Annotated in this window: 17 protein-coding genes; 13 read left to right on the top strand and 4 right to left on the bottom strand. The window is 41.4% G+C overall.

Going from position 1 to position 16,658, the window contains the following annotated elements; genetic code table 11:
- Position 1: 1 nt before the first annotated feature.
- From AAFF35_RS24330 to AAFF35_RS24320, 3 genes are read left to right on the top strand one after another with little or no spacing between them, the layout of a single operon-like run.
- Complete coding sequence (locus tag AAFF35_RS24330; RefSeq protein ID WP_342329139.1) at positions 2 to 994, top strand: fasciclin domain-containing protein; 993 nt, start codon at positions 2 to 4, stop codon at positions 992 to 994.
- 21 nt (positions 995 to 1,015) lie between these two features.
- Positions 1,016 to 4,267 (top strand): TonB-dependent receptor, encoded by a 3,252-nt coding sequence (locus AAFF35_RS24325; protein WP_342329138.1) that lies wholly within the window; start codon positions 1,016 to 1,018, stop codon positions 4,265 to 4,267.
- Positions 4,268 to 4,270: 3 nt separating this feature from the next.
- Positions 4,271 to 6,484 carry an IPT/TIG domain-containing protein gene (locus tag AAFF35_RS24320; RefSeq protein ID WP_342329137.1) on the top strand — a complete coding sequence of 738 codons (2,214 nt, stop codon included), beginning with the start codon at positions 4,271 to 4,273 and terminating at the stop codon, positions 6,482 to 6,484.
- Between the two features lie 69 nt (positions 6,485 to 6,553).
- Here the strand turns inward: AAFF35_RS24320 and AAFF35_RS24315 are convergent, their stop codons facing one another.
- The gene (locus tag AAFF35_RS24315) at positions 6,554 to 7,039 is read right to left on the bottom strand and encodes an SRPBCC domain-containing protein (protein WP_342329136.1); all 486 of its coding nucleotides are present in this window, start codon (positions 7,037 to 7,039) and stop codon (positions 6,554 to 6,556) included.
- Positions 7,026 to 7,361 carry a metalloregulator ArsR/SmtB family transcription factor gene (locus AAFF35_RS24310; protein ID WP_342329135.1) on the bottom strand — a complete coding sequence of 112 codons (336 nt, stop codon included), beginning with the start codon at positions 7,359 to 7,361 and terminating at the stop codon, positions 7,026 to 7,028. Before AAFF35_RS24310 ends, AAFF35_RS24315 begins: the two co-directional genes overlap by 14 nt.
- Positions 7,362 to 7,604: 243 nt before the next feature.
- Here AAFF35_RS24310 and AAFF35_RS24305 point away from each other — a divergent pair, with 243 nt between their 5' ends.
- From AAFF35_RS24305 to AAFF35_RS24290, 4 genes are all read left to right on the top strand, one after another.
- Positions 7,605 to 7,838 (top strand): hypothetical protein, encoded by a 234-nt coding sequence (locus AAFF35_RS24305; protein ID WP_342329134.1) that lies wholly within the window; start codon positions 7,605 to 7,607, stop codon positions 7,836 to 7,838.
- Between the two features lie 63 nt (positions 7,839 to 7,901).
- A complete protein-coding gene (locus AAFF35_RS24300; RefSeq protein WP_342329133.1) occupies positions 7,902 to 8,444 on the top strand; it encodes a hypothetical protein in 543 nt (180 codons plus the stop codon).
- 55 nt (positions 8,445 to 8,499) lie between these two features.
- A complete protein-coding gene (locus AAFF35_RS24295; protein WP_124580636.1) occupies positions 8,500 to 8,844 on the top strand; it encodes a hypothetical protein in 345 nt (114 codons plus the stop codon).
- Positions 8,845 to 8,884: 40 nt separating this feature from the next.
- The gene (locus tag AAFF35_RS24290; protein WP_074612360.1) at positions 8,885 to 9,841 is read left to right on the top strand and encodes a TIGR01212 family radical SAM protein; all 957 of its coding nucleotides are present in this window, start codon (positions 8,885 to 8,887) and stop codon (positions 9,839 to 9,841) included.
- Here AAFF35_RS24290 and AAFF35_RS24285 read toward each other — a convergent pair.
- Positions 9,820 to 10,302: an SRPBCC family protein gene (locus AAFF35_RS24285; protein ID WP_342329132.1), complete on the bottom strand. Its 483-nt coding sequence runs from the start codon at positions 10,300 to 10,302 to the stop codon at positions 9,820 to 9,822. The two genes, AAFF35_RS24290 and AAFF35_RS24285, sit on opposite strands and share 22 nt — an antisense overlap.
- A 330-nt stretch (positions 10,303 to 10,632) precedes the next feature.
- Here AAFF35_RS24285 and AAFF35_RS24280 point away from each other — a divergent pair, with 330 nt between their 5' ends.
- The 3 genes from AAFF35_RS24280 to AAFF35_RS24270 all read left to right on the top strand — a co-directional run bounded on the left by AAFF35_RS24280 (position 10,633) and on the right by AAFF35_RS24270 (position 13,783).
- Complete coding sequence (locus tag AAFF35_RS24280) at positions 10,633 to 12,015, top strand: ammonium transporter (protein ID WP_342329131.1); 1,383 nt, start codon at positions 10,633 to 10,635, stop codon at positions 12,013 to 12,015.
- A gap of 72 nt (positions 12,016 to 12,087) precedes the next feature.
- Positions 12,088 to 13,113, top strand: coding sequence for an outer membrane beta-barrel protein (locus AAFF35_RS24275; protein ID WP_342329130.1), 1,026 nt, complete (start codon positions 12,088 to 12,090; stop codon positions 13,111 to 13,113).
- 85 nt (positions 13,114 to 13,198) lie between these two features.
- A complete protein-coding gene (locus tag AAFF35_RS24270; RefSeq protein WP_342329129.1) occupies positions 13,199 to 13,783 on the top strand; it encodes a hypothetical protein in 585 nt (194 codons plus the stop codon).
- Here AAFF35_RS24270 and AAFF35_RS24265 read toward each other — a convergent pair whose 3' ends face one another.
- Entirely contained in the window at positions 13,784 to 14,257 is a 474-nt protein-coding gene (locus AAFF35_RS24265; protein WP_074612365.1) for a ribonuclease H-like YkuK family protein, read from the bottom strand.
- 263 nt (positions 14,258 to 14,520) lie between these two features.
- Here AAFF35_RS24265 and AAFF35_RS24260 point away from each other — a divergent pair, with 263 nt between their 5' ends.
- From AAFF35_RS24260 to AAFF35_RS24250, 3 genes are read left to right on the top strand one after another with little or no spacing between them, the layout of a single operon-like run.
- Positions 14,521 to 14,739, top strand: coding sequence for a hypothetical protein (locus AAFF35_RS24260; RefSeq protein ID WP_342329128.1), 219 nt, complete (start codon positions 14,521 to 14,523; stop codon positions 14,737 to 14,739).
- Between the two features lie 19 nt (positions 14,740 to 14,758).
- Positions 14,759 to 16,063, top strand: coding sequence for a DEAD/DEAH box helicase (locus AAFF35_RS24255; protein WP_342329127.1), 1,305 nt, complete (start codon positions 14,759 to 14,761; stop codon positions 16,061 to 16,063).
- Between the two features lie 51 nt (positions 16,064 to 16,114).
- Entirely contained in the window at positions 16,115 to 16,363 is a 249-nt protein-coding gene (locus tag AAFF35_RS24250) for a DUF1456 family protein (protein WP_074612368.1), read from the top strand.
- The last annotated feature ends 295 nt before the right edge of the window (positions 16,364 to 16,658 follow it).

Raw genomic sequence — 16,658 nt, 5'->3', positions numbered from 1 at the left:
AATGAATAACTTTAAATATATCCTGATGCCTGTACTCGCATTAAGTGTGGGCCTTTCTGCTTGCAAAAAAGAGGAAAAACAGTCGTCCGGAAAAGACAGCAATAAAATCAGCGCTGTAATTGCAGATAATTTTAACTTATCTGTATTCAGTACAGGACTTAATCGTAGCGGATTAAAAGCAAAGATGCAGGAAACAGGCCCTTTTACGGTAATCGCTCCTTCGGATGATGCTTTTCTCAAGGCGGGCTTCGCAAATGCTGTGGCGATTCTTAGTGCAGAGCCTTCCCGGATTTCTGCAATTATGAACTACCATGTGTTAAACGGAACCTACGAATTGAATAAACTGCCCTTCCTGTTTAACCAGGAGATCCGCTCTGCAAACGGAGGAAAGCTATTTGTTACCCACTGGGTAAAAGGTCCGGATACAGTGCTTACTATTAACGGTTCCAGGCTCTTATCACAAAATATCCGTGCGACTAATGGATTGATTCAGGTGGTAGACCAGATGCTGGAACCCTATACACATGAACTGGTGACCGAAGCAATTGCTTCCGACAGGAACCTGAGTTTGTTTTATCAGGCCATTCAACGGTCAGGCTTGATGACGGTACTCAATGGTAAAGGTTCTTTTACCGTATTCGCGCCTGAAAATGCAGCCATGGCTGCTTATGGGTTGTCCAGTCTGGCTGATATCAATGCCGCAGATCCTGCAACACTTGCTGCGTTAATGCGCTATCACATCATCACAGACCGCCGTTTTGTCTATGATTATATCCTGAGCACAAGCGCAAGTGGAAAAAGCGATCAGACGATGATGGATGGGAATTCTATTCAGATTCAGCTCATTCCAAATGACAATGTTCCGGGTGCTTTTACAGGAATTAGATTACAAGGAACGGGAAATACCGCATTTATTGCTGTAAAAAAACAGGATGTACTTACCGGAAACGGAGTGCTGCATACCATTGCTGGTATGTTGAAGATCACCCAGTAATTAAAAATTAAGATTTCAGAGATGATTTTAAATAAGATACTCAAAAAAATAAGTGTATTCCTGATGCTGATGCTACCCTTTGTAGCAACAGCTCAGGAAACCAGCGGTACCCTGAATGGAACGGTCTATGACGCCGGCGGACAAGCTTTGCCTGGCGCTTCGGTGATTGCCATCCATCAACCATCCGGTACTAAATATGCCACCTCGGCCGATGCCAAAGGGCGCTATTATTTACCCAATCTTCGCATCGGCGGACCTTATTCCGTAGAAGCTGCGATGATCAGCATGAAAACGGACAAGAAAGAAGGCATTACGATTCGCCTGGGTGCCGCGATATTGTTAAAATTTGCATTAACCGATCAGGCCCAGCAACTGGGAGAAGTGGTGATCAAAGCCACAAAAAGAGGGGCTCAGGCCAGTACTTATGGAACAGGTAAAAACATCAGTGCCGATCAGGTGCGCAATATGCCGACGGTTTCCAGAAGTATTACCGACATCACCCGTCAGGTGCCGCAGGCCAGCAAGGACAATAGTTTTGGCGGAACAAATTTCCGTTACAATAACGTCACGATCGATGGCGCCATCAATAACGATGCAATTGGCTTTAGTCCATCTTTAGGCGGACAGTCGGGAACTTCAGGTATGGCCGGAAGCTCTACCCGTACCAATCCCGTATCCCTCGATGCCATCGAAGACATGCAGGTCTATCTTGCTCCCTACGATGTGAAGATTGGAAACTTTACCGGCGGCTCCGTAAATGCGGTGACCAGAAGCGGAACCAATACCCTTAGCGGATCTGCCTATGGTTTTGGCCGGAATGCCAGCTTAACAGGTAAGGATAGGGTAGGAACATTGGGTAAAATGAACAATGATTTTTACGACTATCAGGCAGGTTTCCGCTTAGGTTTTCCCATCATTAAAAACAAGCTTTTCTTTTTTACCAATGAGGAATTTACCCGCAGGAGAGATCCTTTGCAACTGTTGGCCGGAAGAGCGGAAACAAGTCATATCCTGAGTGGGGATGACGCAAAGGCGATCAGTGCCGCTAATTTCCTGGATGCAGGTACCGCAGGTGAATTTAATACCTATTCGAAATCTCGTAAGTTCTTCAACCGCCTGGATTGGAACATCAACGATAAACATCAATTGGCCATCAGGAACAATACCATCGTTTCTGAAGCCACGCATATGGACCGTGATCAGCAGGATTTCAGGTTCAGCAGCATGGCCTTTCTACAGAAAAATAACCAGAGTTCTACCGTGGCTGAATTAAAAAGCAGGTTCAGTAATAACTTGTCAGGAAATTTACTGGCGGGTTATACGATGGTAAACGATTCCAGAGATCCATCGGCTGATCCAAGCCTGCCACAGGTGCAAATCGCCGGACGTACCCCAGGTACAACGATCTATTTAGGAACAGATCGTGAGGCCAGCATCTTTGATATGAAACAAAGAACACTGGAGCTGACCGCCAACCTGAACTGGAACCTTGGGAAACATACCCTCACCCTGGGTACCCATAACGAGTTTTATAACATCACCTATGGTTTTGTGAATGCATGGAATGGAAGGGTAGATTATTTAAGTATTGAGGATTACCTGAACAACAATCCATACCGCGTTCGTGGGGCTTATAACTACCAGAACAACAATAGAAATGACATCCTGGATCATCCGGGTGCAAAATTTAATGTCAACCTATATAGTCTTTACTTCCAGGATGAGATCCGTGTTTCTGATAAATTAAAAGTCATCCCCGGACTTAGGGCTGATATGGCGCACTTGCCGGAAATGCCGCAGCTGAGCGATAAAACGCGTACGGCTATGGATGATCCCTTTTTCGGAAGTACCTATACCTATACACCACTAAAAAGAATCACCAATAATTTCCTGAACAAAGTACAGCTCTCACCAAGAGTAGGATTCAGGTACGATTGGATGGGTGATCAGAGTCTGATCCTCAGAGGGGGCGCAGGCTTGTTCACCGGAAGGATTCCAATGGCATGGCTGGCTTATGCCTTTTACAATACCGGGGATAGTTATGGTGGTTTTGATCAGAAAGCAGATCAGAAACCTTTTGTCTCAGGTAGTAATCCATTAAAAGGAGGTCTAAATGGAATCGCAGATTTCATTCAGGAGAATGGTGCGGCGACCAATAACCGCAATAGCGGAAAAACTCAGATTGATTTGGTAGACAATGGGTTTGTAATGCCACAAGTGTTAAGAACAAGTCTGGGAATTGATTATACTACGCCTACGCAATGGAAATTTGGCCTGGAGGCGATTTATACTAAAAATATTAAGGATGTGCTTTTCCAACAACTCAATGTGCAGGACAATCCTACTTATTATGGATATGATAAAGCACGCCTGCAACCGGTTTATAGCGGAACTGTAGATCAGCGCTTTTCTAATACTTACCTGTTAAGTAACACCAGCAAAGGATACCGTTACAGCCTTACCGGAAGTATTAGTAAAAATATTGCTGAGGTATTGCAGGCTTCGGTTGCTTATACTTACGGACAGTCTAAAGATTTGTCGAACGGCGTACGTAACTCTATGGAATCGAACTGGCAGTTGAACCAGTCGCTGGTACCTAATAATCCGGTATTGGCCAATAGTAATTTTGACATCAGACACCGTATCGTCAGTACCATCAGTTACAATAAAATATGGAACAAAGGTAAAACAAATGTTTCCTTGTTCTTCAGTGCACAATCGGGAAGTCCCTTTACTTACGGTGTTGTAAATAATAGCATTCAGGGTTTGCCACAACAGGTGAGTCTGGCATACATCCCGAATAGAGAAGAAAGTATCCGCTATTTTCAGGACCACAATACAGGTGGACAACTGGTTACTGCTCAGCAACAAGCCGAAGCATTTAATGCTTATGTGGATGGAGATGAATACCTGAGCAACAGAAGAGGGCAGTTTACCGAAAGAAATAAAGGGCGTACACCATGGAACCTGCAGGCCGATTTACACCTTTCCCATGATTTGTTTGTTTCAGGAGATAAGAAACAATTCATCACCCTGACTGCAGATGTGATGAACCTGACCAATCTGATCAGTAAAAGTTGGGGCATTCAATATTTCTCACCCAATACCTTTAATTCTACTTCCAGTGTGGGATTAACTCCTGTATTGTTTCCGCCACAACAAAATGCAGGTGGATATCCTTCTTTCCAGTTTAATGCGCCGGGTAAACCTTATAGCGTGGATTATTATGGTTCAAGAAGTCAGGTGCAATTTGGTTTAAGATATACTTTTTAAGCAATGAAGATGAATCTACATGTAAAGAATATGATGAAAAAAGGATTGTTCGGTTTCGGCCTGGTCTTGCTGATGCTGGCTGCCTGTAAAAAGGACAAAACGGAAATGATTAAAGAGCCGTTAAAGCTGACAGACTATTATCCCAACAGTGGGAATCAGGGAACATTGGTAACCGTAGAGGGAACCGGTTTCAGTAATAATCCTTCGGATATTTCCGCTACATTCTCAGGTACACCTGCGGATGTGGTGAGCGCAACGGCTACCGCGGTAGTGCTCAGAGCGCCCCAAAAAGGAAGTACAGGAGAGATCGTGATGAAAGTATCGGGAGAGACACTGAATATTGGCCGTTATACTTATCAGGAATTAAGTGTGCAGCGGATCAGTCCCTCAAATGGTGCTGCCGGGGCACACATCCGGATTTCAGGAGCTGGTTTTAGCAGCTTAAAAGGTCCTGCTGAAGTGTTCATCAACGGGAAAGCGAGTGTTGTGGTGAGTGCCTCAGATACGCTTTTAGTGGTGGAGGTGCCTGAAGCAGTAGGTACCGGACCGGTGAAAGTGAAAGTAGATGGGAAGGAATCCATGGGGCAGACCTTTAAATACCAGGCGATTTCAGGCATTAGCCCATTAACCGGGGGTAAAGGGACCCAGGTGAGGATTACCGGAGAGGGATTTGAAGAACTTGCGGAGGGTAATTATGTAGACTTTAATGGTAAGCCCGCATTCGTGAAAGAAGCCAGCGGAACATCTCTCCTGGTGGTTGCTCCTGCGGAAGTAGGTACAGGACCATTGTCGATCACGATCAATAAACAAAAAGTTACCGGACCCGTCTTCACTGTGGTTCCCCCACCAGTGATCGAGACCGTTTCTCCCCTGAGCGGTCCCGGAGGTTCGGTGATGACCATTGTCGGAAATACTTTCAGCACAATTCTGGAAGAGAATAAAGTAAGCATTAACGGAAAAGTTATTCCGGTAACTACTGCTTCAGCAACAAAGCTGACTTTAACACTTCCCGGAAATACCGGAAACGGAAAAGTAGTATTAAGTGTGAATGATCAGGTAGTGCAGGGACCGGAATTTAAAGATCAGTCGCTGGGAATTAATAAACTGAGTCCTGAGAACGGCCTTGCCGGTACCCAGGTGACGATTACAGGTACAGGGTTTAATGCCAATGCCGCTCAGAATATCGTGACATTTAACGGATTACCAGCATCGGTGATCAGTGCTACAGAAACCCAAATCGTGGTTAAGGCGCCGATAGGTCTAAGTACAGGACCTTTGAAAGTGGTTAATAATGGGGCTGAAGCCGTTGCACCGGTAACCTTTAGGAGAGCAGGAGTAGTGACGATAGCCGGAGGATTGGGAAGCAAAGACCTGGATCTTTCGTCTTTCCGTACCGGTAGTTTGGCGATAGACCGCCAGGGAAATATTTTTGTACTGGAAGTAGAAAAGAGCAGGATCAAGAAAATCAGTCCTCAGGGAGTGGTTACTTTATTTGCAGGAAGTCCTACCGGGGAGCGTGGCAATAAGAACGGAAAAGGAACTGAAGCTTTATTTAATTTCGGTTCAAATCCGGGAATGGATATCGATGCAAATGATAACCTCTTCATCAGTGACGGTAACCTGAGCGTAAGAAAAGTCAGCCCTCAGGGAGAGGTTAGCAATTTTGCCATAGGCTTTGGAAATATCAATAAACTGGCATTTGACAATCGGGGTATATTGTATGTTCTTGGTTCTTTTAGCGGGGCCTGGAGAATTAATGCGGAAGGTTTGAGGACTGCAATTAGTGCCAACGCATTCGCTGACCAGTGCCGGCCCGTGGTCATGGAGAACATGATGTATAAGTTAAACTTTGAGGGGTATTTTATCGATGCTTTTAATTTGACAACTAACCAGAATGTTGGCATTGGCATTGGCGGAAACTTTGGCTATGCTGATGGCTTTGGCAGAGATGTCGCCTTTGCAAGTATAAACGGTATGGTTGCTGATAATGAGGGTAACATTATCGTTGTGGATGCAGGTAATGTCGCTTTGCGAAAGGTCAATTTGAAGACTAAAGAGGTGACGACAATTGCTAAATTCAATCGCGGAGGAGCAGTAGATGGCAGTTTAGATGAAGCCAGTGCAGGTAATATGGGGGATGCGATTGTGGATAAAGCAGGAAATATTTATTTCATCGATAGTAGTAATAATGCGGTAAGAAAGGTCTTTCTAAAATAAGTAAACACCTTAGATTTTTTCCTTGTACCGGGTCTGGCGAAAGCCAGCCCGGTTTTTTTATGACTTGTATTAGTCCCTGAAAATTGCGTCCAGTTTGTTAAACATTTTGATCCAGCTCTGGTAAGCGCCAGTTTCTTTGGCTGCTGCTTCCGCAACAGTTTGATGTACAGAAACGGTAGTTTGATTTCCAAGGGGTTTAAAGGTGACTGTAGTCAGAATTTCTTCCGGCCAGTCTTCCGGTTTTCCTGCTTCCACAGATCGGAGTGAATGCCCTTCTTCATTGGTTAGTACCATAGAGAAGACTAGTTTTTCCGGAATAATAACTTCCTGATAGGTTCCCATAATCCAGCAGTCTCCATGAACGGGGTCATGAATACAGGAATGAAAACTACCTCCCTCTTTTACGGTTATAGATTTAAATTCAATGGTACATCCATCCGGGGCATACCAATGTTTCAATTGCTCAGGATCTGTCCATGCTTTGAATACCAATTCTGGAGAAGCATTGAAAAGGTGGCTGATGAGCAATTCTTTTTCTTTCTTATTTTGTTCCATGGTCTTTGGTTTTGATTTCATTTAAATAGTTATCCAGTTTTTTAAACTTGTTAATCCATTGTTTTTTAGACTCTTCTAACCAATCTGATACTTCATTTAGCTTTCCAAGCTGTGCCTCACAATAACGTTCCCTTCCTTTTTGGGTAATGACCACCAGGCCGCATTCTGTAAGGATTTGGATATGTTTGGAAATTGCCTGCCGACTGCTGTTGAAAGTGTCTGCGATGGTGTTCAGGTTCATCGCTCCCTGAGCGATTCTTTCAATAATTTGCCTGCGGGTTGGATCTGCTATGGCCTGGAATACATCTCTTCTTGTTTTCATTGTGCAACTATATGGTTGCAAATATAAATGCAATCATTTGATTGCGCAATAGGTTTTTTAAAAATAATTTAAAACCAGATTTAGGGATTGATTTAATTTTTGTTATTAATTGTAGGTTTAGAATTGACCGCTTATATTTACATCTGCGTAGTAATTATTAATAAACTTTCAGCAGAGTCGAAGATATTGTGTAATTAACCGCTGACAGTGCTAATGGATGTTCTTTATCAGGCAAGGATATTAATGAAAAGATTGTGTATAAAAACGAATAAGAAAGTTTACGATGTCCAGCAATTGGTGGATGGAGTAGACTTATTTAAGGTGGAAGTGAGTGATTGCCTTTATGAGGTGTATAAATCCAGTTCAGGAAAATGGAAGTTATTGTACCATTTGCCTGATTGCAGAGAATTACCCCTGGAATCGTTGGGAAATATGATAGACATTGAGATGTTGGCGTTGCATAAGCGGGGAGGCTAGTGTTGTATTTGAATATATTGCAAAAAGGTTGCAATACTGTTTATTACCTTTGCAAAAAAAGGGATGAAAAGAACAGGGGTATTTTTAGCATTGGTTTTCATCGGTTTTTCCTGTTTCGCGCAGGAAGTAACCGATTGTGAAAAGATCCTTGATCAGGAACCTTATTTTGTAAAGCATAAATCCGGAGAACAGGATCTGGCTTTAAAGCGGGATATTGAGATCTTAAAACGCTGCGGGAATTTTGATCCTGTCGACAGTGCCTTTCTGAAAGGACCGATGTTGGGGGTACTGATGTTGCAGGAAGTGAGGGCTGGTAAGCCGGCGACTTACCGGACGATTGTTAACTTCTTCTCCAATTTCAGGAAAACCGCAGAGTATAAGGATTTTTCTTACGGATTGTCGATGTATCGGAAGCTTGGTGGGAAGAAAGTGAACCTTAAAGATTGGGAGCAGGACAAGGAATTGTTTGTAAGAATGGGCTTTACGGTCAATGATCTGGAGGATTTTAAGACTTTTATTGGTCGGCCGGAACATTCATCACTCAGTTATCTACAAGCTTTCTCTCAGTATATGAGTGAGATAGAAGCAATGCGTGTCGATAAATAAAGAAATGTAAAATTATTTTTCTTCTTACTAAGAATACTACTAATATTGCGCTGTTATGGATGTGCAGGAATTTGTAGAAATTGATCAGCCGCATTTTAATAAAAATATGGCGAATTGGGTACGCGCGAATCGCCACATTATGCGTGCGATGTCGGATTATAGTCGGCTTATTGTCATGAATGGTCCCACCTTACGTATCAATCTGAATTATTTTAACCCTCAATATCAGTATAAATTTATTGATCATAATTTTGAGCATTACTGCGAGAAATTTATAGACAGGCTCAATGAGCCCATTTCTATCTATCTGCGAACGTACGGATTTGCAGGTTACCAGGTGACTTTTATCTTCCTTCTAAACGGGAAAAGCTACGAGAAGTTCATTACCTATAAAGTGTAACAAAAATAAAAGCTGTACTTTTGTGAAAAATTAAAAGCAATTGGGAACTCTACTGGACTTAGGTATAAAAGGATATAATAATTACGGGACACACTTGAAAGAGAAGTATAAGGGGCAGCGTGTATTCAAAGTAATCGTTGATGGTGGATTCACTTGTCCTAACCGTGATGGTAGCAAAGGCTATGGCGGATGTACCTATTGTAATGTAGATTCTTTTACACCTGAGCTTTCGCGAAAATTACCGACCATTCGCGAACAGCTGGAGCAGGGAATGGAGAGGGGAAAAGGTTTTTATAAAGCAGATAAGTTTATCGTTTATTTTCAACCCAATACGAATACCTATGCACCAGTACATTATTTAAAGATGATGTATGATGAGGCCCTTTCAATCAACACAGAAGATGTGGTCGGTTTTTCAGTGGGTACCCGTCCCGATTGTATTGATGCAGAGAAAGTAGCTTTACTGGAAAGTTATACGGATCGTTTTGATGTTGATCTGGAGATGGGGATGGAATCCATCTATGATGATACGTTAAATCAGATTAACCGTGGCTGTAGTCATGGGGAATTTGTAGAAGCTGTAAAATTACTGGACAATTCTAAACTGGATTTATGTGTGCATACCATCTTTGGTTTTCCATGGGAAACAGAAGAGATGATGTTGGGTTATATCCATGAAATCAATAGATTCCCTAAAATTAAATTCGTGAAATTCCACCACCTTCACATTGTGGAAGGATCAATTATGGGAGTAAAGTATAAAAAAGAACCTTTTAAATTGTTCTCTCTTGAAGAGTATACCGATTTGCTTTGCAAACTGATTCCTTTGTTGAGGCCTGATATTGTGATTCAGCGTTTATTCGGAATTTCAGATTGGGACTTATTGATTGCGCCTAACTGGGGATTGAATAAATCTGCCATTCAGACCTATATTGATAAAGAAATCGAGAAAAGAGGAGTGGTTCAGGGCTCGGCTTATGTTCCTGTTGCTGGATAATCGCCAAATAATTCAATTACTTTCTTTCTTCTGTAGCTAAAGATTTGTTGAAGCTTGTTTGCTACATATAGACTATTGGCTATTTTTCCAAAAATGCCCATTGGTAAACCATAGGTCAGGATATCGCTCATTTCTACGCCGCCTTCAATGGCTTTGAAGTGGTGTTGGTGATGCCAGAACTGATATGGACCGAAGCGTTGCTCATCTATAAAATATTCCTGCGGTTTTACCTGGGTGATTTCCGTCATCCAGTTGAGCTTGATCCCTGTGATCGGTGATACCTTATAAGTAATGATCATTCCCGGATACATCTTTTCCAGTTGTTTCAGGTCTGAGGTTACTTCAAAGGCCATGTCCTCCGGCGTGATTTTGGCCAGATTCAATGGGGAAGAGAAGAAATTCCATGCTTCTGCTAAGGAAATTGGGAGCTGCTGACTAAAATTTAAATGATAAGACTTCATAACGTTTATAAAGATACGGTATTTGCTGCTTTTTGGTTTTGTCTTGCTGTTTTTTTGAATTCTCAGTGATTTTTGTCTCTTTTTTAGTTTTAAGTCTTGTTTATTTTTAATATTTCATTCTAAATGTCTGTTTTGCCTGGTTATTTATGATTTTGTCATAAATAACCAGCTTTTTATTTGCTATTTTTCATTTATTATCTCGTTTTATTGGTATTTATATAACGATTTCGTGATTTTATTGTGTTTTTATTTGATGAAAATAGATTTATTTCATATTTTTATATAAATAATCAACGACAATCAGTTATAAACTAGTAAAATCTAATAATTATGGCCAAAATTTTATTAAAACAGGTGGGTCCTTTTGTAGTTTTATCAATAATTGCAATTTTAGCCCTATTTACACCCCTTCTTCCGAACTTTGATGAGGGGAAATACAACGCATCTGACATTGCATTCATTCTTGTCGCCACTGCGCTTGTATTTTTGATGACTCCAGGCCTTGCTTTTTTCTACGGAGGTATGGTTCATCGCAAAAATGTGATCTCTACCATGATTAAAAGTGTGGTAGCTGCAGGAGTAATCAGCGTTTTATGGGTGACGGTAAGTTTTAGTCTCGCTTTCGGTGAGAGTATTCATGGACTTATCGGTAATCCATTGACCTTTTTGTTCTTCCACGGTGTAAACTCAGGTCCTGCATGGAGCCTGGCACCTACCATCCCACTAACCTTATTTGCGTTGTTTCAATTGATGTTTGCCATCATTACACCAGGTTTGGTTGTTGGTGCTGTTGCGGAAAGGATTCGCTTCACTTCTTACATCTTATTTATCGTCTTGTTTGCTTTATTTGTGTATTCGCCATTGGCACACTGGACCTGGCACCCGGATGGCATTCTGTTTAAAATGGGCGTGCTTGACTTTGCCGGAGGTACGGTTGTTCACATCTCTGCAGGTATGGCTGCCTTAGCTGGTGCGTTGGTGTTGAAAAGAAGAAGAAGTCACCAGGACCATCAGGAAATTCCTCCTGCCAATATCCCTTATGTATTAATCGGTACCGGGTTATTATGGTTCGGATGGTTTGGATTTAATGCAGGTTCTGCATTGGGTGCGAACAGCCTTGCTGTATCTGCTTTTGCGACGACTAATATTGCTGCTGGTGCAGCGGGTTTATCATGGATGTTCTTTGATGTTGCCCGCGGTAAGAAACCTTCTGTGCTTGGTTTTTGTATTGGTGCGGTGGTAGGCCTTGTAGCCATTACACCGGGTGCTGGTTTTGTTAGTATTCCTTCCAGTATATTCATTGGTGCAGCCGCGGCAGTAATCTCTAACCTTGCGGTAGTGTGGAAATCTAAAACCAGTCTGGATGATACCTTAGATGTTTTTCCATGCCATGGTGTAGGAGGTATTGTAGGGATGTTGCTGACCGGAGTATTTGCGACTAAAACAGTGAATGCTGCTGGTGTAGATGGCCTTTTCTATGGCAATCCGGCATTTTTCTTTACCCAATTGAAAGGGGTATTAATTGTAATTGCCTTTAGCTTTGTGGTTTCATTTGTCATCTTCAAGTTCATTAATTTGATTCAGCCGATCCGGGTAACTTCTGAAGAAGAAGAGGAAGGTCTTGATGCCAGTCAACATAACGAAAAATACTTCCAGGGTACTTTGATTGTTGCCAGTACCGGAATGGAGATAGAACATGAGCCGACTACTTAATGTTCTGAGGATACTTACGACCATATTTATTTGATTTTCATCACAACCTAAACCAACCAAACCAACCAGACCATGAAATTAAAATCAATATTTACCACTGCCTCTTTATCTGTTGCCTCTTTTTCTTACGCTCAGGAAGCTGCTCCTTTGCAGATCTCAGGTTCTGTAGATACCTATTATAAATACGACTTTGCCAAGGTGCCCAATATCGGAACCAGTTTTGCCAACGATCAGAATTCCATCTCCCTTGGGATGATTGATCTGGCCTTAAAGAAAACAACTGGTAAGGCTTCATTTGTAGGAGAGCTGTCTTTTGGACCACGCGGACAGTATGGATCATTATTAAATGGAGATGGCACTGACGATAACTCTTTTCATATTCAAAACCTGTATGCTTCTTATGCTTTTACAGATAAGTTTACCATGACTGCAGGATATATGGGAACCTTTATTGGCTATGAAGTGATTGCGCCGACAGGAAATTTCAATTATTCTACTTCTTATCTGTTTACCAACGGACCTTTTCAGAATGCCGGGATTAAAGGTGCTTATGCTTTTTCCAATAAGGTGAGCCTGATGGTCGGTTTGTTTAATGATTGGAATGTGTATAAAGATTTGAATGGGGTGTCTCATATCGGTGCTCAGCTTACAGTAAGTCCTGTCGAAGGCTGGACTGCTTATCTGAATGTATTGTCCGGAAAATCTGCTGGGGCCGTTGGAACAGGAACGATTCTGGATCTGACTACTTCTTATCAGGTTACCGAAAAGGTGAAATTAGGCTTAAATGCTGCTGATTATTCTGTTACTAATGATGGTGGTGGTTATAGCGGAGCGGCACTCTATGTCCAAAATGCCTTTACTTCTGCTTTCTCTTTAGGGTTGAGAGGAGAGTATTTCAACTGGAAAGGTGTGGCAGAAGAGTCTGATGAACATGTTGCTGCGGTAACCCTTTCGGGAAATGTGAAAGCCGGTGGCCTGACTTTCATTCCGGAGGTAAGATTTGACAATGGTTCTTCCTCAGATATGTTTAAGAAAAAGAACCTTAACCCATCAAAAAATGCATCTCAGTTTGCATTGGCCGTGGTATATGCTTTTTAGTCTCTGTTAATTCATAAGAAGGAGCTGTCTGAAGGTGTATTTTGATACCCCCGTCAGGCAGCTTTCCTTCATTAAAGATCTCGCTATGAAAAGAGGATTGTTTGTTGCTTTATGGTTGTGTTCTGTTGCCGGATTTGCGCAAGATGTGGAATTGCCTTTTGACGAAAGGGGAAAGTTTATCTATTATGAAGTCGTTGTTCAGAAAGATGTTCCTGCTTCGATGCTAATGGAACGGGCTACAAAATTTTTTAATGCCTCAAAGGAATTGAAGTTGAAGACATCTCCTCAGGATACACTTTGGATGGCGAGAGGGAAGATGGTGATCAATAAAACAGCCTTTGTACTTAGTCGCCCTTCAGGAGAAGTAGGGTATCATTTGTATGTGGATTTTAAAAATGGTAAATACCGGTTTTGGCTGACTGATTTTAGTTTTATTTCCTATCAAAGGGATCGCTATGGTAATTTTGTGCCGGAAACAACCGTCGCCATTCCATTGGAAAAGAAGCCGGGAAGATTAAATGCGGGTGAATGGACTGCTTATTCAAAAGCGACAGCCAGGGAGGCGAAGCTTTTTGCGGAGCGCTTTAAGAAAGGGATGTTAGAAAGTGCAATAAATCCCCCTACAGCTAAAGCTGTTCCTTCCGTTGATACAAAAAATCAAAAATGGTAGTTAATGTACCATTTTATCCGCGCAGGTAGAGCTGGCAAAAGCTTCAGGTTTTGCTTTAAAGATAAAGCCCATGCTTAGGATATAACCCATTGCCTCGTTTAAAGCTTTGTTAGATTTAAACATTGGATTGGTGTTAATGTCGGCATGTACCTCCAGGTCTACATCGTACAGGTCCAAAAGATCGCAAACAGAATAGGCGGTCTCAATAGATTTCTGTACTTCTACCAGCATTCTTTCCTTAATGCTCATCTTCTGAAGGGTTTTTTCCTGATGAATGTACATGAAGCCGCCGTGGTGCTCTCTTAATAACACGATAACAGTGGCAAAATCAGTTACAGGACCTTTTACCTGTGAGTCTGTACCGATACAAACCTTGAGGTGGAACCCTTTTTCAGTTTCCCTGATGATGGCTTGCTCTACTTCTTCTAAAATTGACGAGTGGATCACCTCGCCGCTAAATTTCTTCCAGTTCATACGTTATTGGTGTTATGGTGAACAACCCGTATTCAGGTTTCCTAAAAATAAGTTGATTAAATTAAAAAGCGGTTAATTATTTATTGTTTAATTGCTAACAAATCCTTAATTTTCAACAGATTGCGTGTCTGTTTGTCTTAATTTAGGTCGTAACGGCCTTTTTTGAACGTTAAACCTTTCGAAAAGATTTTTGTTATACTAATGTCTTTTGACTTTCCGTTCAATATAATAAGGATCAATTTGTTAACATAAATATAAGCATTATGAAGAGCGAATTATTAAACGAATTTTATTTACTTCAACAAAGCAGGGCTCCTTACGATTATCGGGAAGCCCTGGATGAGCAGGTTTATATGCCTATAAAGAAGGTAAACCGCAAAATGAGCAGCTGGATTTCCAAACGTGGAAGCATGCTGATGAGTCTCGATGTGAAATTAAATAGCTCGATGAAACACTTGAGGAAGAAGTATTTGAAATTTTAAGCCTTATCTTTGTGCCATTATGGTAGAAAAGATACTGGAGAAATTAAAAATTACTTCTTTGAACGAGATGCAGCAGGCATCGCTTGTAGCGACCGGAAAGGGGAGTGATGTCGTATTACTGGCACCTACAGGATCGGGAAAAACTTTGGGGTTTTTATTTCCGCTGTTGAAGAATCTCAATGCAGATATTAAGGGAGTTCAGGCCCTGATTCTTGTTCCTTCGCGTGAGCTTGCTTTACAGATTGAACAGGTATTCAAACAGATGGGAACCGGCTTTAAGGTGAACTGCTGTTATGGAGGTCACCCTGTGAGAACAGAACGAAACAACTTTGAGCAACCGCCGGCAGTGTTGATCGGTACGCCCGGAAGAATAGCTTACCATTTGCGTCATGAGAACTTTGATGAATCACCAATTCATACTTTAGTACTGGATGAGTTTGATAAAGCACTGGAATTTGGTTTCCAGGAAGATATGTCCTATATCATTTCTAAATTACTTTCTTTAAAACAGAGAATTCTGACTTCGGCCACAGCCATGGAAGAGATTCCTGCATTTACAGGAGTTAAAAAAGCAGTGGAAATTGATTTTTTGAAGGATGTGAAGGTAGCACCGGATCTGAAACTTAAAAAAGTATTTACTACAGCAGAAGATAAACTGGATACTTTGTTTCAATTGATCTGTAAAATTGGCAATAAAACAACCTTGATTTTTTGTAATCACCGGGAAACGGTAGACAGGATCAGTGACCTGCTGATCGATAAAGACCTGGCACATGATATTTTTCATGGCGGCATGGAGCAGGATGAACGGGAGCGTGCCTTGCTGAAATTCAGAAATGGAAGCATCAGGATTCTGATTACTACAGACCTTGCTTCGCGTGGTTTGGACATTCCGGAAGTGGAATATATCATTCATTATCAATTGCCCTATACTGAGGATGCTTTTCTGCATCGTAACGGACGTACGGCCCGTATGAACGCAAAAGGAACTGCTTATCTGGTAATTGCCGATGAGGAAAAATATCCTTTCCTGAAGGGAGATATTGAAACGGAGAATCTAAAGGGAAATTTCGCTTTGCCTAAGGATAGTCAATGGCAGACACTTTACATTGCTGCAGGTAAAAAAGATAAAGTCAATAAAATTGATATTGTTGGTTTATTGCTGAAAAAAGGAGGTTTGCAAAAGGAGGACGTTGGTTTAATCGAAGTGAAAGATCAGGCTTCTTATGTGGCGATAAAAAGGAATATGGTGGGCCGCGTACTAGGCACCTTAGCTAATGAAAAGATCAAAAATAAAAAGGTTAAGATTGAGATTGCGATGTAAGTCGCTGAAAATTAATGACTGATCAGAATTTAATACATAAAGTTCAAAAAAATGAGCAATAACGATATTTTTAAAAAATTGCGCGTGGCGCTGGAGTTGACAAATGATGATATTATTAAAATTATGGAATTGGTGAACTTCAAGATCACCAAAAGCGAGCTCGGTTCCTTTTTCAGAAGCGATGACCATCCAAATTTTAAACCTTGTGGAGACCAGATTTTAAGAAATTTTTTAAATGGCCTTGTGATTTATAAAAGAGGACCGAGAGAACCTAAGCCAGCAGCTGAGCCCGGAGTTTAAGATTTCTTTTGTTCCTAAAAACAGGCAAGAAAATAATTTATTTTCTTGCCTGTTTTTTTTGTAACCAATTTAAAATGCCTCTTGGTGGCATTAAATTGGTTTATTGTGCTGTAATTTGTTGGTAATTAGGTTAATGGGTTTGTGGGTAAATTTTATTGAAAATTTTTTCTGATTTAATTACGTAGATATTAATGTGCAACAAAATGTACAGAAATTTGTATATTGACATTAAGATGAGAAAACTATTGCCTTAAACTGGCGGGTGGGTGTTCCTGTAAAGGTGGAACGTGTATTG

It is taken from the genome of Pedobacter sp. FW305-3-2-15-E-R2A2, from assembly GCF_038446955.1.
GTDB lineage: Bacteria > Bacteroidota > Bacteroidia > Sphingobacteriales > Sphingobacteriaceae > Pedobacter.
Note: the sequence above shows the minus strand (reverse complement) of the source record. Positions and strands in the feature narration are given on the sequence as shown.